General features: G+C 64.7%; 33 protein-coding genes. 17 read left to right on the top strand and 16 right to left on the bottom strand.

What is annotated here, in order from left to right:
* Window positions 1-233 precede the first annotated feature (233 nt).
* The 15 genes from IV112_RS08620 to IV112_RS08555 all read right to left on the bottom strand — a co-directional run bounded on the left by IV112_RS08620 (window position 234) and on the right by IV112_RS08555 (window position 10,361).
* Complete coding sequence (locus IV112_RS08620) at window positions 234-545, bottom strand: DUF4406 domain-containing protein (RefSeq protein ID WP_304002925.1); 312 nt, start codon at window positions 543-545, stop codon at window positions 234-236.
* Window positions 542-1,678, bottom strand: a complete 1,137-nt coding sequence (locus IV112_RS08615; protein ID WP_304002923.1) for a hypothetical protein — start codon at window positions 1,676-1,678, stop codon at window positions 542-544. The genes IV112_RS08620 and IV112_RS08615 overlap by 4 nt, the downstream gene beginning before the upstream one ends.
* Window positions 1,678-3,528, bottom strand: coding sequence for an AAA family ATPase (locus tag IV112_RS08610; RefSeq protein ID WP_304002921.1), 1,851 nt, complete (start codon window positions 3,526-3,528; stop codon window positions 1,678-1,680). Before IV112_RS08610 ends, IV112_RS08615 begins: the two co-directional genes overlap by 1 nt.
* A gap of 4 nt (window positions 3,529-3,532) precedes the next feature.
* Entirely contained in the window at window positions 3,533-4,219 is a 687-nt protein-coding gene (locus IV112_RS08605) for a ribosome modulation factor (protein ID WP_304002918.1), read from the bottom strand.
* 236 nt (window positions 4,220-4,455) lie between these two features.
* Window positions 4,456-5,565 (bottom strand): recombinase RecT, encoded by a 1,110-nt coding sequence (locus tag IV112_RS08600; protein WP_304002917.1) that lies wholly within the window; start codon window positions 5,563-5,565, stop codon window positions 4,456-4,458.
* Window positions 5,566-5,576: 11 nt separating this feature from the next.
* Window positions 5,577-6,533, bottom strand: coding sequence for a YqaJ viral recombinase family protein (locus IV112_RS08595; RefSeq protein ID WP_304002915.1), 957 nt, complete (start codon window positions 6,531-6,533; stop codon window positions 5,577-5,579).
* Entirely contained in the window at window positions 6,530-6,991 is a 462-nt protein-coding gene (locus tag IV112_RS08590; RefSeq protein WP_304002913.1) for a hypothetical protein, read from the bottom strand. The genes IV112_RS08595 and IV112_RS08590 overlap by 4 nt, the downstream gene beginning before the upstream one ends.
* Entirely contained in the window at window positions 6,988-7,242 is a 255-nt protein-coding gene (locus tag IV112_RS08585; RefSeq protein ID WP_304002911.1) for a hypothetical protein, read from the bottom strand. Before IV112_RS08585 ends, IV112_RS08590 begins: the two co-directional genes overlap by 4 nt.
* Before the next feature lie 102 nt (window positions 7,243-7,344).
* Complete coding sequence (locus IV112_RS08580) at window positions 7,345-7,650, bottom strand: hypothetical protein (protein ID WP_304002909.1); 306 nt, start codon at window positions 7,648-7,650, stop codon at window positions 7,345-7,347.
* Window positions 7,650-7,766 (bottom strand): DUF6408 family protein, encoded by a 117-nt coding sequence (locus IV112_RS21475; RefSeq protein WP_368500401.1) that lies wholly within the window; start codon window positions 7,764-7,766, stop codon window positions 7,650-7,652. The genes IV112_RS08580 and IV112_RS21475 overlap by 1 nt, the downstream gene beginning before the upstream one ends.
* Window positions 7,763-8,098, bottom strand: a complete 336-nt coding sequence (locus tag IV112_RS08575; RefSeq protein ID WP_304002907.1) for a hypothetical protein — start codon at window positions 8,096-8,098, stop codon at window positions 7,763-7,765. Before IV112_RS08575 ends, IV112_RS21475 begins: the two co-directional genes overlap by 4 nt.
* Before the next feature lie 286 nt (window positions 8,099-8,384).
* Entirely contained in the window at window positions 8,385-8,540 is a 156-nt protein-coding gene (locus IV112_RS08570; protein WP_304002905.1) for a hypothetical protein, read from the bottom strand.
* An 80-nt stretch (window positions 8,541-8,620) separates the two neighbouring features.
* Window positions 8,621-9,025, bottom strand: a complete 405-nt coding sequence (locus tag IV112_RS08565; protein ID WP_304002903.1) for a thermonuclease family protein — start codon at window positions 9,023-9,025, stop codon at window positions 8,621-8,623.
* The gene (locus IV112_RS08560) at window positions 9,022-9,663 is read right to left on the bottom strand and encodes an OB-fold protein (RefSeq protein WP_304002901.1); all 642 of its coding nucleotides are present in this window, start codon (window positions 9,661-9,663) and stop codon (window positions 9,022-9,024) included. The genes IV112_RS08565 and IV112_RS08560 overlap by 4 nt, the downstream gene beginning before the upstream one ends.
* Window positions 9,663-10,361 carry a S24 family peptidase gene (locus IV112_RS08555; protein WP_304002898.1) on the bottom strand — a complete coding sequence of 233 codons (699 nt, stop codon included), beginning with the start codon at window positions 10,359-10,361 and terminating at the stop codon, window positions 9,663-9,665. The genes IV112_RS08560 and IV112_RS08555 overlap by 1 nt, the downstream gene beginning before the upstream one ends.
* 73 nt (window positions 10,362-10,434) lie before the next feature.
* Between IV112_RS08555 and IV112_RS08550 the strand changes: the two genes are divergently transcribed.
* On the top strand, window positions 10,435-10,656 hold the full coding sequence (locus tag IV112_RS08550; protein ID WP_304002897.1) for a helix-turn-helix domain-containing protein: 222 nt from the start codon (window positions 10,435-10,437) through the stop codon (window positions 10,654-10,656).
* A 62-nt stretch (window positions 10,657-10,718) separates the two neighbouring features.
* Here the strand turns inward: IV112_RS08550 and IV112_RS08545 are convergent, their stop codons facing one another.
* Window positions 10,719-10,937, bottom strand: a complete 219-nt coding sequence (locus IV112_RS08545) for a hypothetical protein (protein ID WP_304002894.1) — start codon at window positions 10,935-10,937, stop codon at window positions 10,719-10,721.
* 289 nt (window positions 10,938-11,226) lie between these two features.
* Between IV112_RS08545 and IV112_RS08540 the strand changes: the two genes are divergently transcribed.
* The 16 genes from IV112_RS08540 to IV112_RS08465 all read left to right on the top strand — a co-directional run bounded on the left by IV112_RS08540 (window position 11,227) and on the right by IV112_RS08465 (window position 24,354).
* Window positions 11,227-11,595 carry a hypothetical protein gene (locus tag IV112_RS08540; protein WP_304002892.1) on the top strand — a complete coding sequence of 123 codons (369 nt, stop codon included), beginning with the start codon at window positions 11,227-11,229 and terminating at the stop codon, window positions 11,593-11,595.
* Complete coding sequence (locus IV112_RS08535) at window positions 11,592-11,720, top strand: hypothetical protein (protein WP_008060735.1); 129 nt, start codon at window positions 11,592-11,594, stop codon at window positions 11,718-11,720. The genes IV112_RS08540 and IV112_RS08535 overlap by 4 nt, the downstream gene beginning before the upstream one ends.
* Window positions 11,717-13,426, top strand: a complete 1,710-nt coding sequence (locus IV112_RS08530) for a class I SAM-dependent methyltransferase (protein WP_304002887.1) — start codon at window positions 11,717-11,719, stop codon at window positions 13,424-13,426. The genes IV112_RS08535 and IV112_RS08530 overlap by 4 nt, the downstream gene beginning before the upstream one ends.
* The gene (locus IV112_RS08525) at window positions 13,423-13,581 is read left to right on the top strand and encodes a hypothetical protein (protein WP_304002885.1); all 159 of its coding nucleotides are present in this window, start codon (window positions 13,423-13,425) and stop codon (window positions 13,579-13,581) included. The genes IV112_RS08530 and IV112_RS08525 overlap by 4 nt, the downstream gene beginning before the upstream one ends.
* On the top strand, window positions 13,578-14,171 hold the full coding sequence (locus tag IV112_RS08520) for a hypothetical protein (RefSeq protein WP_304002882.1): 594 nt from the start codon (window positions 13,578-13,580) through the stop codon (window positions 14,169-14,171). The genes IV112_RS08525 and IV112_RS08520 overlap by 4 nt, the downstream gene beginning before the upstream one ends.
* Complete coding sequence (locus IV112_RS08515; protein ID WP_304002880.1) at window positions 14,164-15,177, top strand: hypothetical protein; 1,014 nt, start codon at window positions 14,164-14,166, stop codon at window positions 15,175-15,177. Before IV112_RS08520 ends, IV112_RS08515 begins: the two co-directional genes overlap by 8 nt.
* Window positions 15,178-15,199: 22 nt before the next feature.
* Entirely contained in the window at window positions 15,200-15,772 is a 573-nt protein-coding gene (locus tag IV112_RS08510) for a DUF6475 domain-containing protein (protein ID WP_304002878.1), read from the top strand.
* Window positions 15,769-15,957, top strand: coding sequence for a hypothetical protein (locus tag IV112_RS08505; protein ID WP_304002876.1), 189 nt, complete (start codon window positions 15,769-15,771; stop codon window positions 15,955-15,957). Before IV112_RS08510 ends, IV112_RS08505 begins: the two co-directional genes overlap by 4 nt.
* Window positions 15,958-15,967: 10 nt before the next feature.
* Window positions 15,968-16,588, top strand: coding sequence for a RusA family crossover junction endodeoxyribonuclease (locus IV112_RS08500; RefSeq protein ID WP_304002874.1), 621 nt, complete (start codon window positions 15,968-15,970; stop codon window positions 16,586-16,588).
* Window positions 16,588-17,163 carry a hypothetical protein gene (locus tag IV112_RS08495; RefSeq protein ID WP_304002870.1) on the top strand — a complete coding sequence of 192 codons (576 nt, stop codon included), beginning with the start codon at window positions 16,588-16,590 and terminating at the stop codon, window positions 17,161-17,163. The genes IV112_RS08500 and IV112_RS08495 overlap by 1 nt, the downstream gene beginning before the upstream one ends.
* Entirely contained in the window at window positions 17,160-17,801 is a 642-nt protein-coding gene (locus tag IV112_RS08490; RefSeq protein ID WP_304002867.1) for a hypothetical protein, read from the top strand. Before IV112_RS08495 ends, IV112_RS08490 begins: the two co-directional genes overlap by 4 nt.
* A gap of 105 nt (window positions 17,802-17,906) precedes the next feature.
* Window positions 17,907-18,590 carry a terminase small subunit gene (locus IV112_RS08485; protein WP_304002865.1) on the top strand — a complete coding sequence of 228 codons (684 nt, stop codon included), beginning with the start codon at window positions 17,907-17,909 and terminating at the stop codon, window positions 18,588-18,590.
* A 2-nt stretch (window positions 18,591-18,592) separates the two neighbouring features.
* Window positions 18,593-20,053, top strand: coding sequence for a phage terminase large subunit (gene terL, locus IV112_RS08480; RefSeq protein ID WP_304002863.1), 1,461 nt, complete (start codon window positions 18,593-18,595; stop codon window positions 20,051-20,053).
* A gap of 5 nt (window positions 20,054-20,058) precedes the next feature.
* Window positions 20,059-21,567 carry a DUF1073 domain-containing protein gene (locus tag IV112_RS08475; protein WP_304002860.1) on the top strand — a complete coding sequence of 503 codons (1,509 nt, stop codon included), beginning with the start codon at window positions 20,059-20,061 and terminating at the stop codon, window positions 21,565-21,567.
* Window positions 21,482-22,246: a phage head morphogenesis protein gene (locus IV112_RS08470; protein ID WP_304002858.1), complete on the top strand. Its 765-nt coding sequence runs from the start codon at window positions 21,482-21,484 to the stop codon at window positions 22,244-22,246. Before IV112_RS08475 ends, IV112_RS08470 begins: the two co-directional genes overlap by 86 nt.
* Before the next feature lie 11 nt (window positions 22,247-22,257).
* Entirely contained in the window at window positions 22,258-24,354 is a 2,097-nt protein-coding gene (locus tag IV112_RS08465; RefSeq protein WP_304002856.1) for a hypothetical protein, read from the top strand.
* Window positions 24,355-24,402: the final 48 nt, after the last annotated feature.

Here is a 24,402-nt window from a genome sequence, read left to right as displayed (position 1 = left end):
TGGTGAAGGGGCGGTGCCACGTGCCGTCCTCGGCACGCCGGCCAGCCGGCTGAAGTCGCGGATCGATGCCGGGTCGACGTCGATGCCGCCCAGGCAGCGAAAGCGGCCGACCATGTTGCCTACCCGGGCGCTCGCCGCGTTGAAGCCGCGTGCACCGCCGCCGAGACCGCAGAACAGGTGGAAGTGCCGGATATCGCGCACGTCGTCGGGCGCGGTGGTGATGGCGTCGCGCTTCATGCCTCACCTCCGCCGATGTCCTCAATCCGGACAACACGAATCCCCAGCCGATGCGCGACATGCACCTCGAGGTGTGCGCCCTTGCTGTTCTCCCAGCCGGGCAGCATTGCAATCGTGTCGCAGTCGCACAGGGCCTTGATGTCGGCGCGCAGGCACTCTTCCCACGATAGGTCGGTGTCGGCGTTGATCTCGGCCGGATTCACGGCCTCGATGCCTTGCGCACGCACCTTTTCCGCGGCGGCGTGAAAGGCCGGGAAGTTGTGATTGGGCAGCCCGGACATCGGTCCGCTGATGTAGATGCGCTTCATGCGGGCTGCCCTTCCTGCTGGTGCTGAATGCCCTGCGTGTATTCGTAGCGTTCCAGGCTGATGACGAATCGCAGCGCCATGGCAGCCGTCTGAATAGCCTCAGTTCGCACATCGTCATGGCTGGACTTGTGGGGCTCGTAGGTGGTCTGCAGAGTGGCTTTCGTCAGTTCGCCAAATTCCTCGCCGAGCACTGCCAACGCGTGCAGCGGATCGGTCGGCCAGGTTGGGAACTTGGTGACGGCGCGGCGGAGTTCGTCGAGGATCAGTGCGATCGGTCCATCGTTCCAGCACTCCGGATCCGCGCATCGCGGCCCGCCGTGGTTGCCGTCGCACTTCGCGGGCTTCGCCTCGCGGCGCAGGGTGGCGAACAAGTCTGGTCGTGCCGTTTCCAAATAGCGTTCGGCCTCCGCCCACGCCTGCCCGTCATCCCCAACCAGTACATCAAAAAGACGGGCCTGACACTTAGAGAGGCTGGCGTCGTCTGCCGAAGCGGGCGCAGGAGCGGCGGCGATCAGGGCACGGTAGCCGCAGTGAAACGCATCGATGTGGTCGTGCCCGGAAAGCAGTGCAGCCGTCTCAGCTTCGCGGAAGGCCCGCGCCAGCTCGTACGATCCGTTGACGGGCATCGGTTTCCACCACTCCGGCACCGCTCCGCGCTTAGCCTGCGCCGCCTCGACCATCCTCTCCAGCAGCGACTGGTGCGGCTCAACCGGCACGCCGAGGGCGTTCCGCATCACATCCAGATCCGAACGCGCGCTGCCCAGCATGTCGCGCAGAGCTTCTGACTCTTCATCGGCGTCCGACCTGGCAGAGAAATCCTCGGCCGGATCGAACCAGTCGTCCTTCACGATGTGGCCGATTGCGTAGACCTTCCCGTTATCAGCGCGCACACGAATCGTCCGGCCAGCCATGTCAGCCCAGTTGTCGACGCCAGCCACTTCCATGCAACGAAACATGAAATGGCCGGCGACGCTTTGCATGCTGTGGTGCGCGAAGCTCTTCGGAAGGTAGAGCGCGTAGCCGCCGAATCCTTGGCCCGATCCGCCGTAACTCAAGTGCAGCCAGCACTGGAGGAGTCCGCGGTCGCCCTTCTCCAGCGTCACGCTTTCGATGACTGCGTTCTTGATCTCCATCACGCAGCCTCCCGCATCTGACCCACGACACCGCCATCGATCCAGTGCGCCTGCATGCTGTCCGGCAGGCCACCGGGCAGCGCTTTGAGCGTCCCGAACACCAGCGCCGTGTCGATCTCGTCGGCCTCGGTCAGTGCGTCAAGCCACTCCAGCGCGTCGGCGCGGCCGGCCAGGTCCAGCACGTCGAATCGATCGAGCACCAGCAGGCGCAGCCCGGAGAGGTAGCTCACGGCCTCCGCGATCATCGCGTCGGCGCGCCACTTCTCGGACTCGCTGAGCAGCGCGTACGAACGCGGTCGGTTATCTGGACCGTGGTAGGCGGCGCAGACGGACATGTCGTCACCGATATAGACCTGCATCCACTGCGCACGCATCGACGTCGTGTCCAGTCGGTTGTTGATCGGTCCGAGCGCCTCGGCGAGCATGTCGCCCGGGATGCCGTCCGGCGACAGCGCGTCCGCGATCTCCAGCCAGGCGAGCACGTCGGCGTGGTGCCGGCCGGCGTCGGCGACGACCTTCTCCTGCCGCGCAGCCAGCTCGGTCAGCGCTTTGTACTTCTCGACATCGGCACGCCACGCATCGCGCGCCTCGATCTTCTGCTGCACGTCCTCGCGCAGCTCGTCGAAGTTCGGCGCATCGCCGGCGGCGGCGGCATCAAGGGCCTGCAGGGCGGCCTCTGCAGCTTCGGCTGCCGCCAGATCGCGCCGACCGTTGGCGACGGCGCTCTGCATCAGGTCGCGCGCCTTCTCGTACTCGGCGAGTTTCGCGGCGGCCTGAGCATCTTCGGCCGGAGCCGTTGCGCTCTGTGCTCGGTATTCGGCGACGTGCGCGCGAGCGCGGTTCAGCAACGCCTGGTCCCATTCGAGGATCTCGCCGGAGTCGCTCACCACGATGCCGGTGCTGGCCTCGGCGATGCCGAGAAACTCGACGGCGACCTCTGCGAGGCCGCGGAGCACGGCGTCCTCCAGCACGGCACGCACCTTCTTCACGCCGCCGGCTGCTGCCTTCGCGTCGGTGACCTTCGCCTGCCAGTCGGCCAGTTCGGCCTCGTCCTTGGCGAGCTTCGCGCGGATGCGCTCGATACGGCCGGCGCGCTCCTCCAGCTGCACGCGCTGCTGCTCCTGCTCCTCGCGTGCCTGGGCGGCGGACCGCGCAGCACCCAGCGCCTGCTGGGCCGTGGCCAGTGCGCCGTCGGCCTCCGCCAGCTTGGCGCGGGCGTTCTCCAGCAGCCCCGGCGCCTTCGCGGCACCCTCCGGCAGCGCAGCCGGGCGCCAGCCGGCCGCCTTGTCCTTGCCCCAGGTCTCGCCACCGGTGACGGTCTTCCACGCTGCCTTCGCATCGCGGGCGCGGTTCTGGGCTTCCTTGCAGGCGGCATCGAAGCCGGCGCGGAGCAGCGGCATCACCAGCGCGACGCGGGCGTCGTCGAAGCCCTTGTCGGCCAGGCGCTTCTTCACCGCATCGCCGGACGACGACAGACCCATCAGCCCGAACAGGAAGGCGCGGCGCTCGTCCGGCGACAGGCTGGCGAAGCGCTGGGCGTCCAGCAGGTAGGGCAGCGCGGACTCACTGCTCGCCACGCCCTTGCCACTGGGCAGCGCCACCGCGAACGCGCCGCCATCGGCCACAACTTCCACGAAGCCGGACTCGGCGCCCTCGGTGAGCAGCGACGCGTATTCCTTCTTCAGGCTGACGCGGACCGTTTCACCGGTGAGCGCGTGGCGGACGGCCTCCTGCAGGCTGGACTTGCCGGCGAAGTTGCGGCCGGCGAACAGTTGCACCGGGCGATCGAGCGCGATGTCGGCCGCGCGGATGCCCAGGTAGTTCTGTGCGGAGATTCGGGTGATTTTCATGTGATCAGCCCTCGTCGGCACTGGCGTTTCCCGAGCCTTCGCCGTCCTGCTCATGCCAGTCCTTCCAGCCCTTCACCCACTGAATGCACAGCGAGCCCGCCATTTGCGGGCAGTCGGATTCCGGCTTGCCGTCGGCAGCCGCCTCGTATCCGTCCTCATACGCTTGGTCGAGCTCTTCCTGCAGCGGCTGCTGCTCGATTGCGAGTGCCTCACCCTCGATGACATCGCCTGAAGCGTGGCCCTCCATGCCGCCGCCGTCGTTGTCGTCGTACTCGTGGCCGAGATCCATCGCGCGCTGGTCCGCCTCGCCCTTCACGTCGTCCATTCCACCGGTGACGGCCGCGGCGTCGGCGACCACCACCAGTACTGCCTTGCCGGCGCAGTCGTAGAGCTCATGGAGGTTGGGTGCGCTGAGGCCGAACTTCACAACGGCCTTTACGCCGTCCTTGATCGTCAGTTGTTCCAGATCGCCGGCCACGACGACACGGCCTTGAGCGGAGAGCAGATGCACGGCCATGCCTACGTTGTGCTCCACACGGGCGCGGAGGCGGTCGATGATGTCGTTCTGCTTCGCTTCGGCCAGCTTCGCCCAGGGCTTAGGAAGGAGCTTGATTTCGGTGACCAGGGCGGAGAGCAGATCCTTGCCGATGGTTTCGGTGGTCATTGCGCGGAAGTCGTGCGGTGCATTCATGGGTGAGTGCCTCTCAGGAATATGGTCAATCCAAGGCCCACGGCATCCGGCCATCAGCCGGGGTGCGCTGAACACCGTGGGGTTTCTTGGACGCTGCTGCGGTAATGGGAGCGGTGGCCACGGCGGACGGAGTGCCCGGCATTTCCTGTTGCGCGGCTCCCCGTGGCAGGTACTGCCCGCGCGTCATGCTTTCACCAGCGACTGAGTGCATCGCCTCGCTCCCTCTCGTGGGTTCGTTACTCGATGCTCATCTGGCGCTGGCCACGACCGCGCGGCGCGTTGGCGCGCTGCTGGTCGGCGGCTGCCTCTTCGGCGACGCGGCGTTCCATCTCGGCGGCTTCCTCGGGGGACGGCTGCCATTCCCCGGCCGGCTGTTCGACCGACATCGGCGGCACGCGGGAGGACTGCGACTGCTCCAACGCGCGGAGATCCTCATCCTGCTGGTCGAAGCCAGCATCGTCCTGTGCACCCTGCTCGGGCGGAGCGTCATCCTGATTGGCACCGTCGAACACCACCTGCTCCAGCGGCGCGGGCTCACGGATCGCCTGACCATCGACGGCCGATGCGAATGCCAGCGACTCGATGCTGATGGGCAGGTACTTGAACAGGCGGCGCAGGACGGTCTTCCGCCCCATCTCGACGTAGTTGTCCGCCCACGGCCCGGTGATGATCGGATTGCCGGCGGCGTCCTTCTTCGCGCGGTTCTTCTCGGCCGCCTTGTCGCGGATGTGGTTCACATCATCCACGCTCATGAACTCGAACGAGTAGCCACCGCCGGTGAGCTTGGCCACTGCGTAGAAGCCGATCACCGGGCCGCGGTCCTTCATGGCCGGACGGTGGACCAGTTCCTCGTTCAGGCCGTAGGCGAAGACGAACTCATCGTTCTGGCACACCTCGTGGGCGGCGATGCTGACGATCTGACCGCTGCGGCGGGCGAGGTCCAGCATGCCCTTGTAGCCGATGATCACCTGCACTTGGGTCTCGACCGTCACCCACTGGTTGCCCTGCTTCTCGCGCTTATCGAACGGCAGCAGGTAGGCGTGGCCGAGAGGCGTGTTCGGCTCCAGACCGAGCTGAGCGCAGGTCACGACCGAGCCAAGCAGCGACGACAGGCTGGCATTGGCCAGCTTCGGCGTGGTGCGCAGCGCGCCCAGTGCGAGCTTCAGCATGCGCTCGCTGTCGAAATGGCGCGGCAGCAGCGCTTCCAGCGTGCCGCGGTTCGCCTCGAAAAACTTCTTCACCGTGGCGGAGCCGGCCTGCTGCGCGGTCTGCTTCGCGGCTGCAGCCAGTTCCGGACCGGTCATCGCGGTTGCGACCGCTCGGAGTTGTTGGTTAGCGGTGGACATGTTCTCTCCTGTCATTTCACGAGGAAGGGGCGGTCGCCCTCGGTGGTCTTGGTGTGGGTCTCGATCAGCTGTCCGCACAGCTCGCCCACGTTCGCGATCTCGCACACCTCCTGGAAGGCAGCCTTCCAATCGGTCTTCGTGCCGTCCTTGTTGGTCTTCCAGGTGGCCAAGGGCTTTCCATCGGCGCCCAGCAGCACCGCGGCTGAACCCATGCGCGCCTTGATCTTGGTGGTGAGGATCTCGATGTCGCCGTCGATGATCTTGGCGTCACGCTTGAGCGCCTTCAGGGTCGCGCAGGCGCTGATCAGCTCGTCATCGGCCTTGATGGAGACGCCGCTGTCCTTCGGGTACAGCCACTTCACGTCCTCGGGCGTGACCGGATCGGGCGGCGTGCCGTCCTGAATGCGCTGCCAGAACTCGACCTCACGCGCACGGATCGCGGCGATGGTTTCGTCGTCGCGGTCGAGCCAGCGCACCATGGGGCTCTCGTCGAAGCCGGTGACGGCTGCCACAACGGCACGACGGCGGGGCTTCACCATCAGGCCGTGCATGACCTGGGCGGCGTAATAGATCGGCACTTCGTTGCTGTCGCGATCGCCCCAAGCGCCGGATGCGAAGTAGCTGGCCGTCTTCATCTCGGCGTTCGTTTCCTCGCCGTCGATCAGCAGCTCGGCGTCCAGCTCGCACGCGAGGAACGGAAGCTCGGCGTCCTGGTAGCGCTGGCCGGTGGCGAGCACTTCCACGTCGTGGCCACGGTCGCGCAGTTCGTCGACCAGCATCTCCAGCACGATGGGCTCCCAGCGGTGGCCGCGATCGAGAATCCGCTGCTTCGCCGGCGTGATGTCCTCGACATAGGCGCCGGTCTTCTTCTGGAAGAGCATGAACGGCGTGACCCACGGCGAGACGCCGAGGATGGCGGCGACGTCGCTACCACCCAAAAATTTCGTTCTATCAGCGGAGAAGTTCATGCTTTCCCTTCCTTGCGACGCTGCGCATCCCAGCGTCGGTGGCATTTCACGCACAGTCGGAGGTAGTCGGCGGGGTCGTGGTACTTACCGGAAACGTTCGCCCATTCGTAGCGAGTCTCGGAGTTCGTCGTGCCGCAGTGCTCGCAGTGCGACGGCCGACCACGTGCTGCATAAACGCGGCTGTGCGCTGGCTTGTACGTGACGTCCTCGCCCTTCCACGTCGAATTCTTCTCTCCGCGCTGATCGCGTTTCGACGCGACGCGCGCTGCGATACCGGCGCGCTTCATGAACAAGCAGACGCTTCGCTGCGACGTGCCGATTTCCTGGGCAATTTCCGCCTGCGTCATTCCTTTCTCATAAAGTGCGGAGACGCGTTCAGCAGTCATGGCTGGAACACGAGTGCTCCCGCCGATGAACTTCGAGCGGTCCGGGACCGCAATCCTTTCAGGCGCATTCATGCGCGGTACTCCTTCAGGTGGTTGAGGGCGCGCCGGCAGCGGCGCAGCTGGTGCTCGATTTCGCGGAGGGCCTCGGCCGTGGCGATCTGGTAGCCGGTCGCGCGCATCTGGGCGAAGCCGTCGGCGCCGACTGCCGCGATCTGCGAGGCGATGCTGTCGGCGGCCAGCACGCGCATGGCGGCATGCGCACGGCGCCAGCGCAGCCCGAGGATTCGAGCGCGCAGGGCGGTGGGGGAGGGGCGCTTATTCATCGTCCGGGCCTCCCATCTCGTCGATGCAGCGGCCGGCGATCTGCGCGACGGTCATTGCGATGACGCCGTAGATCAGCACGCCGAGCAGGATCAGCGGGGCGCTCATGCCGCACCTCGCATCGGGTCGCTGGCGCAGTCGGTAGCGCCGGCCGTGCGGTCGGTGTATTCGTAGGCGTCCAGCATGTCGCGGCTGACGATCCGTTGCGCCGCCCAGTAAAAACCCTCGCTTCCGCGCTGGTGGCACGATCCGAGCGGGATGAAATCCGTCGCATCCAGCGCGCCGAGATCAGAGAGCGACACGCAGACGCCAGCCGGCTCGCTTTCTTCGATCGCGTGCGGCAACAGCTCTTCTTGCGGGTAGAGACTGAGCACGCCGAGAATAGGCACTGCTGCGTTCCAGTAGGTCATCACACACCCCCTGCCAGAAGTGCCGCGATCACGAGTCCGCCGACGACCACGACGGCGATGTCGATTGCCAGCTCGCGGAGTTCGCTGCGGCTGGCGCGCCGGGTCAGCGGGTTCATGACGCCACCCCGTATTGCTGGAAGTCGTTCAGACGGGCGCGGGCCAGACGGTCATCGGTCGCGAATTCGTCGGCCAGGTCAGCCCCGCGCAGATCGATCTCGACGCGGGCGATCTGCTCGATGATGTGGGTGTCGCGAGCCGCACGAATCGCGGCAATCTGCTCGTCCCACGGCGAGCCAGATGCCAGCACACGCAGCACGTCGCGCGAGAACGCCTCAACGTCCGCACCGTGCCATTCCAGCGACTTGCCATCCGGCATGCCGCCCGTCTGTTCGATCGATTCCCGGACTCGGGCCTCGATCACCGCCTCTGCCTGTGCTCTGCTGTCCATGACCCCTCCATCGCGTGGTGCGCCAGTGGTGGCCGGTCGCCTACGGATGCCAGAAGAGGGCAGAGCCGGATCGGCTTAGGGCGCTGGCCCGCTCGGGGCTTTTGCTGGTGCTGCGCAGCGGGTGCTGCGATGGGTTGAACTATACGAAAGCGCATAGTTCATGTCAATGCGAAAGCGCATAGTTTTTCAGGCTCATCCTTTCGGATGACGACGAAGGTCGTACTCGGAGAGGGGATGGGCGTAAAAAAGCCCGCTCGGGGCGGGCTGTGTGGGGCCAGTGGGCGGGTTAGAACCAGCCGAATCCCTTGGCCATGAGGCCAGCGAGGCCGAGGGCGGCGGCGATGATCATGCCAAGCAGTATCCGGATATCGACCTTGATGCTGGAAACGTCCTCCCGGATGTGCTCGATGTGCGCTTCCAGCCGTGTGATGCGTGCTTCCATTCGATCAGACTCCTCGGGCAGCGCGCGGTCGTGGGTGACGGCCCGCCTTCTTTTCATCCTAGGCTCTTCGGCATCGGCTGTCATCTCGCCTTCCTCCATTCCCACGGCGGCACCGGCGCCGGCTCTGACCACAGGCCCCTGCCGGCGGCGCGGGCCTCATCCTGCAGCCGGAACAGGCTCCGATCGCTCGCGTACCGTTCGAACACCCAGGCCATGCCGGTGCGCACCTGGTGAGCGCTGGCATCCTGACCGCGACACGTCACCCGTGCAACGGTCCGGCCGTACCTGTCCGTCTTCTGCGGCCTGATCTCAGCACGCTCGCGGAAGCACAGATCAGACAGCGACCGCTTCGCCGCCGCACCGAACGGCTGCCGGCTCTCCGGCGCGTCGATCTCCGCCACGCGCACCCGCAGCTGCTCGCCGCCGTCTGGGCGCACCGTGAGCGTGTCGCCGTCGGAGATGGCGACGACGAGGGCGAAAATCACGGTGTTGATTCCGCGATTTCCTTGTCAAGAAGAATGCATTTGTATCCAGCCAAAGAAGAAATCAGTTTGCGAATATGCTCGCAAAGAACATACACGTTTTGGCCTTTTGTGAGTTTGGCTGCCCTGTTTTTCTCTGTGTCATCCAGCTGCGCAACAACAATTCTATAGGGGTCTTCGACTGATCCTATTCTTACAACGGCTTTGTTTGTAATGCTCATATCGATGGAGGCAACCGAGCCGTTGATTTTAACCAATGAATTCCCGTAGAGCATGTCTGCAGACACTTCATTTTCATCGTAAGCTGAGTGGAGGCTATTTACGGAAACCGAAGAAATTTTCCGCGTGGGTGCCTCGTCTAGATGAACAACCTCAGCGGAAGAGGGCCGCGACTCACTCTCCGTCTTCACACTACTACGCTCCTGTGATGGCATCTCCATGTGGCTTGTAGAGATGGATTGAGCATCTTGCTCTGTGTGAAAGTACCCGACTACAAATGGGAATAACAGAATCGTCGCAGTTGCCCAAAAAATGGCCTTTGCCCTGACTTTCGTTTTCGGAACAGGCGCTCCGCATAACGAGCACCGTTCAGCCTTTGTACTTACCTTCCCACCGCATTCGTTGCACTTGATGATCGACATCAGAGCTTGATCCCTTTCCAGACCCAGACCACGCGGCCGAGGATCTCCAACTTGTTGCGGTCCCCGTTCTCGACCACCATCGGCTCGTAGTGCGGATTGTCCGACTTGATGATGATTGCCTTGTCTGGCAGCCGGCGCTGCACGCGCTTCACGTAGAGCTCGTCGTCCAGCGCGATGACGAAGATCCCGTCTTCCCGAATTTCGCTGACCCCGCGATCCACCAGCATGGTGTCGCCGTCCTCCAAGGTCGGCTCCATGCTCCGTCCGAAGGCAGTGAGCACAGCCAGCCGCGAGGGATGGCTGATGCGCGGCAGTGAGTGCCGAACCCAGTCCATGCTGACTGTCAGGCCAGAGACGATCGCCTCATGCTCAGGCTGCGGGGCTCCCAGCCCCATAGAACCCCACGCATCAGTGACCGGGATGGACAGCGAGTCTCCCCTTGATGGGGTGGAAACCGGCGCGCCTTCGCCCCTTCTGGTTAGGTCGTCGTCAAACAGAGCGTCGACCGACACGCCATAGTAATCGGCGACTGGTTGCAGGCTTGACCGGCGCGGTTCTCTGGATGTGCCATCTAGGATTCGCGCAAGCGTAGGCTGGGTCGGGCTGGTGCCGTACCGCGCCTTCACCTTGCGCGCTAAGGAGTAGGGGTTGTCACCGCTGCGTTCCATCAGCGCCGCCAGGTTCTCGATCAGTTTCATTCCCCAAGTATTCGTGAATGCATAATACGATGGCGCATTGACAAAGCTATGCGTGATCGTATAGTTTTGGTTCATGGATACCCAACAGATCATCGCCGCCCTGCGGCAAGAGTTCGGCCTGAGCCAGACCGAGATCGCCAGCCGCGTGAAGGTGCCTCAGCCGCGCATATCCCGATGGGAGAACGGGGAAGTCCCGACCGCCGCGGATGACGCGCTTGCGCTTGCTCGGCTTCTCGATGACCTCCGCGGCACCGCCGCGAAGGACGCGTCCGGCGCCGACCAGGCGACCGCGTGATGAACGCCCTTTCAATTCGTCTGGTCGCCGACGCCTCTGCCGTGGAGCCGTTGATCGAAGAGCTATCTGGCCTTGCCGAAGAGCTTCCGGATCTGCGCGTCGAGTTCGGCAAGCTTTGCGTCGAGCGCGCCCAGATAGTCCAGATCGACGCTGACCTGGTGCCCACAGTTGCCGCACTGGAATATCGGCTCTTCCTGAAGCCGACGGACTTCCTGCTTGCTCTCGTGACCGCAGCCCGGGCACGGGATGTTCAAGGTGTCGCTCAGGTGATCGCTGCTCATGAGTCCTCCGTGTCGTGTGGAGTGGAAGGTGGCACTCCCATTCTATCGACATGCGAGGGCTCGCCCATTCGAGGTGCTCAGCCGTGCTGATGCCCAACGTTTCAGCCAAACCCACGTCGACCTCCTCCGGTCGTGGCCTTCAACCCCTGCCTGTTGAGGTTTGCCGCCGGTCGGCTGATTTCTGTGGAGCGGGCAGAGGTCTTTCTCTTCCCCGTCGTCGAAAAAATTTTCGGCAGCTTCCAACCTGTAACGCAACCTGTAATCCGGGCGCGTTGCATCAATTCCGCTGATGGTGGCAGCCATGCAACGTGAAATGCCGTTCCTCGACGCCTTGCCGAAATCCAGATGGGTGGCCGATTCCATCGTTACAGGTTGGCAGACCTACCGTGACGCGGTGGTCTGGTGCTGGCAGAACCGCCGGCGCAACAGCCGCGACGAGATCGGTGATCAGTCGATGTTCGCGCGGTCGTCCGGTGCGCACCGCCCGCACGTCAGCCGCATGCTGAACCCGGGCACGAAGGCGCCGATGGATCTGCCGCCGGACCTGGCCCCGAGCTTCGAAGCCTTCACGGGCTGGCGCGGCCTGACCCAGTACATGGCCAAGATCGGGCACACCACCGTGATGGAGCAGGTGATCGCGGAAAGGAATGCGGCATGAGCCAGTTCCTGCGTCGATACCTCCAGGCCTTCATGGACGCCGGCTCGATGGTAGGGCTCGTGATCGGTACCGTCGGCATCCCCGTCGCGGCTCTGGCGTTCGTGTGCTGGAGGGTGTTCGGGTGAGCCACGCCGACCATGATGTGATCTCCGCCGCGCGCGATGGCGAACTGATTGACGACATGTCGGCCTTCTTCGCGCCGACGTCGACCGACATGGTCGACGGGCTGGTGGCCAGCTACCGACAGGACCGCGCGCGGATCGAAGCTGCAGCCGCCTTCATCAACGGCCCGGAGTGCGCCGGAGTCCTGAGCTACTTCCTGGACGGCAATTCCGACCCGGACCGCGGCCGCACGTCGCTGTCCTCGGCTGCGAGCCAGCTGTTCCAGGAGGCCGGCGCCGTCGCGGCGCTCAATGCCGCCTACTGGTCGAAGGCGCTGAACCTGACCGACGTCTACGACGCCATGCCGCAGGCACGGCGGAACCAGTGGAACGAGCAGATCCGCTATCCGCAGGGCCGGAAGGCCGCGCGGCACAGCGGCGAGCCGGATCTTCCTCCCCTGCCGGATTTCGAGGAACAGACCGTCCGCGCAACGCTGCTGGACCTGCTGAACAGCCGCGCCAAGTTCCTGGCCGAGCGCGTCGACGGCATCTTCCGCGCGCTGTCCGGCGAGCACGTGACCAACTGCCCCGAGGGCTTCGGCCGCCGAATGATCATCGCGCGCCTCATCAACGGCTACGGCAGCACGGACCACGACCGCGTCGGATACATCAACGACCTGCGCAAGGTGATCGCGAAGTTCATGGGGCGCGACGAGCCGGGCTGGAATGCCACATCCGGCGTGGTCGATATTGCCCGCCGTCAGCACCGCGGCGAGTGGCTGACGCTGGACGGCGGCGCGCTGCGCCTGCGCGCCTACAAGTGCGGTACCGCGCACCTCGAAGTGCATCCAGACATGGCGTGGCGCCTGAACTGCGTGCTGGCGCACCTCTACCCGCTCGCGATTCCCGCCCAGTTCCGCCAGCGCCCGAAGAAGAAGTCGAAGGATTTCGTGATGATGGGCCGGCCGCTGCCGTTTGCCGTGATCGACGTGCTGGGCGACATGGTGCAGGCCGTGCGTCTGGAGAAATCGACGGACTACCGGCGCGAGTACAACCGCATCGATATCCCGCGGGCACTGGAGTTCAGGCATGGCGGCAAGGGTGAGTCAGCCGTGCATCAGGAGGCGGCCCAGGTGCTGGCCTATATCGGCGGCGTGAAGGTCTCGAACGACCGGGGCGGCGTCCGCTTCGATTTCGAATACGAACCCCGACCGGTGCTGAACGAGATCATCGCCACCGGCTGCCTGCCTGACCAGAAGGCGCACCAGTATTACCCGACTCCGGCCAGCGTCGCCGCGGCGGCGATCGAGGCCGCGCAGATCGGGCCGGACGATGTGTGCCTGGAGCCGAGCGCCGGCACCGGTGCGCTGGCCGACCTGATGCCGAAGGATCGGACGACGTGCATCGAGATCAGCCAGCTGCACTGCAAGGTGCTGGAGGCGAAGGGGTTCAAGACCATCTGCCGCGACTTCCTCGGCGTCAGCGCCGATGCCGGCGGATACGACCGCATCGTGATGAACCCGCCGTTCAGCGAAGGCCGGTGGCAGGCGCACCTTGAGCACGCTGCGGCCATGCTGGCGCAGGACGGTCGCCTCGTCGCCATCCTGCCGGCCAGCGCCAAGGCCAAGGACGTCCTGCCGGGCTGGGCCTGCGAATGGTCGCGCACCTACGACAACGAGTTCACCGGCACCAGCGTGTCGGTGGTGATCCTCACGGCGGTGCGCGCATGAACCTGACCTACCAGCTCAGCATGCACCTGGCCGCCCACATGCGACAGTGGCCGCAGTCCGACCGCGAGCAGGTCCGCCGCGAGATAGCGCGCCGGCTCAACAGCGGCGACGCCTGGCTCTGGCCTGAGCCGATGCAGATGGAGATGTTCGCGTGATCAAGTGGTCTGAATCCGTGATCGCCCGGGCCATCGCGCTGCAGACGCTGGCCCGGAAGTGCGTCGTGATGGTCGATAACTGCGGATGGACCGGTCACGAGTGTGACGTGCTGGCCGTCACGAAAGACCTGCGCATCATTGATGTCGAGGTGAAGATCAGCCGCGCCGATCTGAAGGCCGACGCCCGGAAAGATAAATGGTGGCAGCGCACCTTTCTCGGCTACGGAGAGCGTAAAGAGGTGTTCAACGATGCCGGCAGGTTGATCCGTGTCGAGCGGCCCAGTCTGTATGACGTCAAAGCGCTGCAGCACCCGCGCAAGGTCTGGAAGCACTACTACGCCATGCCGGCCGATATCTGGAAGCCAGAGCTACTGGACTGCCTGCCGAGCCCGGCGAGCGGCGTACTGCTGTTGCGCGCGATGAGGTCGCGCATCGACGTGGAGTGCATCCGCCGTGCAACTCCGGACAAGGATGCCTACAAGCTGACGCCTGAGCAGGTGATGGACATTGCGCGGCTGGCGAACCTTCGCATGTGGGAGGCCTATCACCGGCGCGACCAGTCGAAGCAGCGGGAGGTCGTGAATGCGTGACTACGCGAAGGTCTCCCCGAAGTTCTGGTGCGGCGCCACCGGAAAGGCGCTGCGCGCTCAGGGCCAGGAGGCGCTGGTCGTCGGCCTGTATCTGATGACCAGCCCGCACGCGAACATGCTCGGCCTTTACTACCTGCCGATCACCTTCATCGCGCATGAAACCGGACTGGGCATAGAAGGGGCTTCGAAGGGGCTTCGAAGGGCCATCGAAGCGGGGTTTTGCCTCTACGACGAGGCCTCCGAAGTGGTGTGGGTGATGGAGATGGCGAAGTACCAGATCGCCGAGTCCCTGAAGCCCAACGACCTGCGGGTAAAGGGTGTGCAGAACGACTACGCCGCACTGCCTTCAAACCCTTTCCTGTCGCCGTTCTTCGATAAATACGCGGACGCGTTTTGCATGTCGTCGCGCCGCGAATCAGCCGTTTCGAGACAAGCCCCTTCGAAGCCCCTTCGAAGCCAAGAACAAGAGCAGGAACAAGAGCAAGAACAGGAACCCCTCCCTTCGGTCGGGGGTGCAGGGGGTGGTCAACCGCCGCAGCCCGTGCCAGCCGATGCGTCGCCTTCGGCTCCGCCAGCCACCACAACCACGCCGCCATCGTCGCCGTCCGAAGGCCACGATCCTCGCCAGCCGGGCGAGCAGACAGCCGATGCTGCGCGCGGGTCACGGTTGCCGCGGGACTGGGTGTTGCCGAAGGCCTGGGGAGACTGGGCGCTGAGCGAGCGCCCGGACTGGTCGGCTGACGACGTGCGCCGTGCTGCCGATCGCTTCCGCGACCACTGGCTGGCGAAGGCCGGCCAGCAGGCGCGGAAGGTCGATTGGCTCGCCACGTGGCGGAACTGGGTGCGCGACGAGCCCGGACCCCGCCGGCCGCGCGCACCGCCTGTCGCTCCGCCTCGAGGCACGGAGAACCTCAGCCCGGCAGGGCAACAGACCGCCGCAGCAGTGCAGCGCTGGCTGGCGAATTCCAACCCGCAGGAGGTGGTGTCCGATGATCGAAACGGATAAGGCGCGGTTCGCGCAGGCGCTGATGGCGCTGGCCGAGTACTACGGAAAGCCGCTGTCGGACGGCGTTGTGGCGCTGTACTGGCAGGGGCTGCAGGAGCTCGATATCGCCGCGGTCGAGTCGGCGATCGGCCGGCACATGTGCAACCCCGACACCGGGCAGTTCATGCCCAAGGTGGCGGACCTGCGCCGCATGATCGGCGGCCGCACGACGGACGCCGCTGCTGTGGCCTGGTCGAAGGTCGATCGCGCCGTGCGCTGTGTCGGGCCGTACCGGTCCGTGGCGTTCGACGATCCGCTGATTCACGCCGTCGTGACCGACATGGGCGGCTGGGTGCTGCTGACCGGCAAGAGCGAGGACGAGTGGCCGTTCGTGGCCCGCGAGTTCGAGAACCGATACCGCGGGTACGCCATGCGCAGCGAACGGCCGGCCTATCCGCCGGTGCTGATCGGCATGCAGCAGGCCGACGCCGAAAGACGGGGCTTCAAGCCCGAAGCGCCGACGCTGATCGGCGATGCCGGCACCGCCCGCCTGGTTCTCGCCGGTGGCTCAGCAGCTGGCGTGCTGCGGATCACCCACGAGGCGAGCGCGGCATGAGGCGCGAGGCATCGATCCCGAAGATGTCCGCCGACGCCGGCGACAAGGAATGGGCGAAGCGCCTGCGCCGGATGTACCTCGCCGGCGAGCGGCTGAGGTCGGCGCAGATCGCCATGGCGTCGGCGGCATTGGACGAGGTGTGGAGCGGTGGCCGGTGTGCGCCGAGGATCAGCGAGGAAGCGTGACGGACTGCGATTGCTGCGCGAGGGCGGTGGCGAACAACGGGAGATCGGGATGGTATCGGGAGGGATGCAAGAGATGCAGGATCAGATGGATTTCGGAACAGCCGCGGCATGTGAGGGACGCGCTGGCGGCCACGATGTCACCGGACGAGCTGGAGAAGGTCAGGGCGGCGGTGGTCGAGTTGTGGCAGGCGAGGAAGAAGCCGTGATCAGCTTTACCGTGCCTGGCGCCCCGGTCGGAAAGGGCCGCCCGAAGGTGGCGAGTCGCGGTGGAAAGTTCGCGCAGCTCTACACGCCCGAGAAGACGGCGAACTACGAGGGCCTTGTGGCGCATTCCGGGCAGGTCGCAATGAACGGGCGCGATCTGATCGCCGGTGCAGTGAGCGTGAGGCTGGATATCCGATTGCCGGTCCCGGCCAGTTGGTCCAAGCGCAAGCAGAGCCAGGCTCTTGACGGACAGGTGCTGCCTACGAAAAAGCCGGACATCGACAACGTCGAGAAGGCGATCTTCGACGGCTTGAACGGCGTGGTCTGGAACGACGACGTGCAGGTCGTGGAGGTGACGAAGCGAAAGCGCTACGGCGCGGTGCCGGGCGTCCAGGTGGTCATTCGTGAAGTGACGGGGGGCGAGTAATGGTTGCAGTTGCAGCAGAGATCGAACCGCTGTTCTCCAGCACGCACGCCGCGCTCGTGTTCGCCTTCAACTTCAGCCATCAAGCGTACGACCGGCCGGTGATGAACCGCATGGCCGACGGCCCCAAGCGCAGCGGCAAGGGGCTGGTCGGACTGGATGGCGCCGGCCAGGCCGGGATGATCCGGGCGGAGGTGGCGACCCTGAAGCCCGAGGAGCAGCACCTCCTGATCACGAAGTTCTCGCCGCGCACAGAGCAATGCGAATGCCGCGCACCTTGCTGCGCTGGCCGCCGACCCGCGAACGAGTGGTTGGAATCCATCGAATGGCTGATCCAGTACGTGCTGCGCGCTGGTCTGACCGGACAGGTCAGCCACTACCAGATGCGCCGCATGCTCGTGATGAAGTCGTGTGGAGTGAAGACCACCCAGCTGGAGATAGCGGACCGCTGCGGCGTGAGCAGAGCTACGGTCGCCGAGTACATGGAGCGAATCGGGAAGCACTTCTCCGCTGCGATGAACCGCGCCGAGGCGGCGATCGACGCGAAGCTGAAAGCCAAGGGAATCGTCGAATCGTGAAGATGACGGCCGAAGAACGCCGCGCCCGCGAGCGCATCAAGAAGGAGGAGTGGCAGCAGGAGATCGCACGCCTCAACGCGCGGAAGCATCGGACAACTGAGCCTGATGCAAGAGACCGACGCAAGGCGGCGGAGCGCCGAGCCTTCGAACAAAAGCTGGCGGAGCGCCTGCATAGCCGGGAGTTCAAGTCGTGGTACGAGTCGACCACCGGGGAGCCAGTTGGCGTCTTCCTCGATGCTGCGGCGGAGATCGAGGCAAGGCGTCTCGACTGCACGTCAAGAATCGACTGGACGGAGTGGGTGCAGGATCGAATCCAGGGCATCACCGATCGGCACATCTGGACAAATCCCGAGACGAAGGCGTTCTGGGCAGAGCAGGTCGCAGCTGCACGGTCACCAAGGGAACGAAGGTTCCTGCTTCATCGGTTGGCCACGCCAACATGGGCGAATCGAGAGGCGATGCTCGCGATATATCGGCAGCGCGATCAACTTGTGGCCCAGACAGGCATTCCTCATGACGTCGACCACATCATTCCGCTGGTCAGCCGATATGTCTGCGGGCTGCACTGCGAATTCAACCTCAGAGCGATACCAGCGACAGAGAACAGAAGGAAGTCGAATCGCTTCACACCGGGTTGAAAAACGGAAAATGTAAGGTTATAGTGATTTCAGATAGGCACCAAAAGCCCGCCCGGAGAGATCCCGGCGGGCTTTTTGTCGTCTGTCGTTCGTGACATCTCCTCCTTGCTGTCCTTGTCCGGGGCCGGTTTCCGCCGGTTCCGGGGCCTTCTCTTGTCCGCGGAAGCGGACCATACGTCTCGCCGTGGAAACGGCCACCGCACCCCGCATGCGGTCACCAGGAAAGGTGCCGACATGGACCTCACCCCCCGACAGCAGCGCTTCGTCGATGAGTACCTGATCGACCTGAACGCCACCCAGGCAGCAACCCGCGCCGGATACAGCGCCAAGACGGCCGCGTCACAGGGCGAGCGACTGTTGAGGAATGTTGATGTGGCCGCCGCTATAGCCGCGGCCAAGAAGGCACGCGCCGAGCGCACGGAGGTCGATGCCGACTATGTGCTGAAGCGGATGATCGAGATCGACCAGATGGACGTTCTGGACATCATGGACGACGACATGGCGATCAGGCCGGTCAGCGAGTGGCCGAAGGTCTGGCGCCAGTACCTGAGCGGCTTCGACTTGGCCGAGATGTTCGAGGGCCGCGGCGAGCAGCGCGAGATGATCGGCATCCTGAAGAAGATCAAGTGGCCGGACAAGGTGAAGAACCTCGAGCTGCTGGGCCGGCACTTCGGCATGTTCAAGGACAAGGTGGAGCACACAGGCCCGAACGGCGGACCGGTGCAGGCCGTGACGATGACCCCTGAGCAGTTCCGCGAGATCGCGAAGGGGATGGCCGACGAGGTGTGACCATGCGCCAGTTCAGCGAGGACGAACGCTTCGCTGCGGCGCAGATGGCACGGGAGGACCTGTACTACTTCGCCCGCTGGATGTTCTTGCAGCGCAAGGGCTTCAAGTGGATGCGGGCGCCGCACCACAGGGTCATCTGCGCAGCGCTGGAGCGGGTGTTCAACGGAGAGAGCCGGCGGCTGATCATCAACATTCCGCCGCGGTACTCGAAGACAGAGCTGGTGATCAACTGGGTTGCCTGGTGCCTGGGAAAGGTGCCGGACAGCGAGTTCATCATGACCAGCTACTCCGGCGCGCTGGCGACGAACAACGCCTGGGTGGCGCGAGAGCTGATCCAGCACGAGGCGTACCAGCAGATCTTCCCGGGCACGCGGCTGCGAACCGACAGCAGCGCGAAGGGCGAGTGGCGCACCACGGCGAACGGCATCGTGTATGCCTCAGGGGCGGGCGGCACGATCACCGGCTACGGCGCCGGCAAGCACCGGCCCGGGTTCGGCGGCGCGATCATCATCGATGACCCGCACAAGCCGGACGAAGCCACCAGCGATGTGATGCGCCAGAACGTCATCGACTGGTTTCAGAACACGCTTGAGTCGCGGAAGAACGACCCGGCGAAAACACCGATCATCCTGATCATGCAGCGGGTCCATGAGAAGGACCTGGCCGGCTGGCTGATCGGTGGCGGAAACGGCGAGCAGTGGGAGCGCGTCACGCTGCCGGCGGAGTGCGACAGCGAGGACGACCCCCTGGGCCGCGAGATCGGCGCCGCACTCTGGCCGGAGAAGCACGACGAGCGCGCACTGGCGGTGCTCAGATCGGCGAGCAGCTACGTGTATGCCGCCCAGTACCAGCAGCGGCCGGCGCCTCTCGGTGGTGGCCTGCTGCGGGGCGAGTGGTTCCGCCGGTACCGGACGCTGCCGCGGATCATGTACCGGAAGATCTACGCCGACACGGCGCAGAAGACCAAGGAACACAACGACTACAGCGTGCTGGAGTGCTGGGGACGCGGCGAGGACGGCAACGCCTACCTCGTCGACCTCATCCGCGGGAAGTGGATGGCGCCGGAGCTCAAGCGTCGAACCGTCGATTTCTGGGAGAAGCACAACGCCTGGGACACGGTGCAGTACGGCGGCCTGCGCGCGCTGATGGTGGAAGACAAGGCGAGCGGCACGGGGCTGATTCAGGACCTGTCCATGACCAGCAGCATCCCGGTGCTGCCTATCGAGCGTCACACGGACAAGTTGACCCGGGTGATGGACGTGCAGGGCTACGTCGAGTCAGGGCGGGCCTACATCCCCGAGGAAGCGTCGTGGGTGTCAGAGTTCATCGCCGAGTGCGAGGCCTTCACGCCGAACGACACGCATGCGCACGACGACCAGATCGATCCGATGTGTGACGCACTGAAAGACATGGTGGCCGCGGGCAACATCCTCGAGGTGTTCGCACGGCTGGCGGAAGGATGAGACACATGAGCCGACAGAGCGCCCGCCGACAGAAGCTGCGAGCCGCGGCGCGCGATGCCGGCGTTGGCATCCGCACCGGAGACAGCTTCCAGAACTTCATGACCCGCACCGGCGTCGGCGCGGGCAGCGCGAACGATGGCGCGAAGTACGGATTCAACCCGGTCAGCCGCAACCGCGTGCAACTGGAGTTCGCGTACCGCTCAAGCTGGGTGGTCGGCCAGGTGGTGGACACCGTCGCCGAGGACATGACCCGCGAGGGTGTCGAGATCCAGTCCGACATGGAGCCGGACGAACTTCAGCGTCTCGAGAAGGAAGCCGGACGGCTGGGCGTGTGGCCGCAGCTGTGCGAGGTCGTGAAGTGGTCGCGCCTCTACGGCGGCGCCATCGGCGTGCTGATGATCGACGGCCAGGACCTGAAAACGCCGCTGCGCATGGCGTCGGTCGGCAAGGGCCAGTTCCGCGGCGTGATGCCGCTCGATCGCTGGATGGTCCAGCCCAGTCTTCAGGATCTGGTAACGGATTTTGGGCCGGGGCTTGGCAAGCCGCGGTTCTACGACGTGCTCCCCGATGCGTCCGGCCTCATGGGCATGCGCATCCACCACAGCCGTGTCGTGCGGCTGGATGGCATCGAGCTGCCGTACTGGCAACGCATCTCCGAGAACGGCTGGGGGCAGTCGGTGGTGGAACGCCTGTGGGACAGGCTGGTGCCGTTCGACAGCGCGACGGCCGGCGCTGCGCAACTGGTCTATAAGGCGCACCTGCGCACGATCAAGATCGAGGGCTTGCGCGAAATCATCGCGATGGGTGGCCCGGCCTTCAACGGCCTTGTGGCGAACATCGAAATGATCCGCCGCTACCAGTCGAACGAAGGCCTGACGCTGCTGGATGCCAAGGACGAGTTTCAGACCGAGAGCTACACCTTCACCGGTCTGGACAACGTGCTGCTCCAGTTCGGCCAGCAGATCAGCGGCGCGACGGGCATCCCGCTGGTGCGCCTCTTCGGTCAGTCGCCGGCCGGCCTGAACGCTACCGGCGAGTCGGACCTGCGCAACTACTACGACAACGTGCGCGCCCAGCAGGAAGCCCGGCTGCGCGCCGGCGTGGAGCGCATCTACGGCCTGCTGTACCGGTCCGTGTTCGGGAAGGAGCCGCCGGACGACTGGGACATCGAGTTCGCCGCGCTCTGGCAGATGACCGACGAGCAGAAGGCGACCGTGACGAATCAGCGCACCGCTGCGGTGGTGGCGGCGTACGACAGCCAGATCATCGACAAGCCGACGGCGCTGCGCGAGCTGCGCCAGATGGCGAGCACCACCGGCGCCTGGTCGAACATCACCGACGAGCTGATCAAGCAGGCCGAGGACGAGCCGCCGCCCCCGATGGAGGGTGACGTCCCGCCCGGCGCGCCCGGACAGGAAGGGAAGAACGATGCTGGCTCAGATGATCCCAGCGCCGCTGGTCCTGACGCTGGACAGGAAAAAGCGCGGGCAGCCGCAGAGGGCAACGCGGGCTGAAGAGCAGTACGGCCGCAGCCTGCGCATGCTGGCGCGGCAGGTCGGCGAGCTGATCAAGGCGTTCCCGGCCGGTGACCCGCAGGCGCTGCCTACCATCGAAGACATGCTGCGCCGCTACGCCGAGGCGCTGACGCCGTGGGCGCTGGGTGTGGCGCAGCGGATGCTGTCGGACGCGAACGCGCGTGACCTTGCGAACTGGCGCGTGCTCACCGCCGAGATGAAGACGGAGCTGCGCCGCGAGATCCTCGAAGCGCCGACCGGCGAGCGCATGAAGGAGCTGCTGGGACAGCAGGTGACGCTGATCAAGAGCCTGCCGCTGGACGCCGCGCAGCGCGTGCACGAACTGACCATCCGGGGGCTGGAAGACGGCACCCGGGCAAAAGAGATCGCCGCCGAGATCATGCGCAGCGGCGAGGTCGCAGAGAACAGGGCGATGTTGATCGCCCGGACCGAGGTGGCGCGCACGTCCAGCGTGCTGACCCAGTCCCGCGCAGAGCACGCGGGCTCCACCGGATACATCTGGCGCACCGCCCGCGATGGCGACGTGCGGCCGTCACACAAGGCCATGAACGGCCGGTTCGTCCGCTGGGGCGAGCCGCCGACTATCGACAACCTCCGGGGACACGCCGGCTGCCTGCCCAATTGCAGGTGCTACGCGGAGCCCGTCATTCCTGATTGAAGGGGATTCCCATGTTGATCTCCAACACCGGCCAGTCCCTGGTCGTGATGAATCTCAGAACCGGTGAGCAGGTGCAGTTGCCGCCAGGGCAGCGGACCCCCGTGCTGGATTCGAAGATCCCGTTCATCGATGACAGCTTTGTGCTGATCTCGATGTTCAATGCGGGCGTGCTGGTGGCCTACACCGATGCTGGCGCGGCATATCCGGGGTTCCCGACCACGGCGAACCCGGCCGACTCGAAGCGGATTCCGCCGGTGGATCCGGACTACGCCGCCGCGGTGGCGGGGGCGGCTGGGTATTCGACTATTGCGCTGTCATCGTCCGAATCTGATGCGGCGGCAAATCTTGCGCGCCTGCAGGCCGCCTATCTCGCGTCGGCGGGGCGACTGGTTATCGCGGGCGGCACGGTTTACATCAATGATCGTTTCCTCGTCGACGATGACGCGCATGTTGTCACTGCGCCGGGAACCACTATCAAGTCTGCCGCTGGCAGCAATACGCTGCTTATCGGAACGGCGCCGCTTGACGAGTCGTGGGCTACAGTTACCGTCACTTGGGCTGCTGGGCGCACCGCTTCTATTGCCTGGACCGGACACGGCCGTCAAGTTGGCGACGACGTGGTTCTTCAAGGCGGTACGCCTGCCGCGTCGTGGGACAACATCTTTACCGTAACGTCTGTCACTGACGCGAACAATATTGTTGTTGATCTGCCGTTCCTCCCTTCTGTAGGGCCGGGCGGCACCGTTACCGCAAAGCGCTGCATCCGCAACCCGTATGTCGATGTGTCTCTCGACTACAACTTTGCGAACAATCCGGGCGGGACCGACATGGACCGCATGGCGTCGATATTCGCTTTCGTCAGTCGGGGCGAGTTCCACATCAAGACGAAGGACGTCTACAAATACGGCTCTATGCTGGCTGGCGCAGCAGATTGCGATCTGTATGTTGAGTCGTTTGTCCCGGTCAATTCCGACACGGTTAAAGTGTATGGCCCGTCGCGCAACGTTCGCGTGCATGCCGTCGGCCAAGCAGCCGAAGACACTATCTCATCGCAGGGCTTGGAGCCTGCCGCGTTCATCGGGTATATGCCGTGTAAGGGCGTGATCAACGGCGTTGAGTTCATTGACTCATACTGCCGCGCAACGACGGCAGGAAGCGGCGCTGCGGTCATCTACTCCGACGACACGTACTCGCAACGAGGCATCAAAATCAGCGGCGGTGAGATATACGCCGGGGGGGCTATCCCGGCGGTGACGATCAAGAACGGATCGGGGTTTAGCCCGGCGTCTACGCTACTTGGTGACGTTGAGGTGTCTCCGGCTGTAATCGGAGCGCGTGGTGCCCCGGCTCTTGATGTGCAGACTCGCGCCGGCCGCGTGATTTTTGCGCCGTCCGTAATTGTTCCGCCTGATGCGGCTACGACTCGAATTGTGCGAGTCCCAAACGGTGGCGTTGTCGAAATGCTGCACCTCCGCGGAAAGCGGTTTGATATGGCTGGCTGGCCGAGCGCGACGGGTTACTTTGCAGAGATCGCTGGCGGCGGGATTGCGAGGGAATTGCTGATCGAGGATTGCGTGTTCCTCGGCGGTAGCGCGCTGCGGCTAATCCTTTCTGCTGCGTCTTCGTCGTGCAACACGATCACGCTGCGCAACTGTGTGGCGACTGGCGTAGATGGGCTGGTCCGCATTGATGCGACCCCCACCATAACCCCCAAGGTCATCATCGACGGAGGCGATTACAGCGGCGTCCCTCAAGGTGTCAATGCGCGCACAAGCATGACCGTTGTTATTTGCAATTCACCCAAGTTCGCGGATATGAACCTGGGCGTGCTGCGCGCGGAGCTTGCCGGAACGGTGGTCGAGTACATCAATGACGGATCACGAATCCTCACCGGGACAAGCGTGGATTTTGTCGCGCTGACTTCGGCTGTCATCAATTTCAAAGCGCCCAATCTCGGTGTTGATATCGGGGCGACAGGCGTGAATAAAGCGGCCGGTAATGCCTGTTTCAACACGGGCACGGGGCGCGGAACGATCCCGCAGAATCGTCCGGTTGTGTGTGATGGTACGAACTGGTTCAACGCGACGAACCTGAGCCACACGTTCTGATAACCCCACAGCCCGCCGCGCGCGGGCTTTTTCATTTCCGGAGCCCCC

It is taken from the genome of Methyloversatilis discipulorum, from assembly GCF_018780585.1.
GTDB lineage: Bacteria > Pseudomonadota > Gammaproteobacteria > Burkholderiales > Rhodocyclaceae > Methyloversatilis > Methyloversatilis discipulorum_B.
This window is presented reverse-complemented; position numbering and strand designations above follow the sequence as displayed.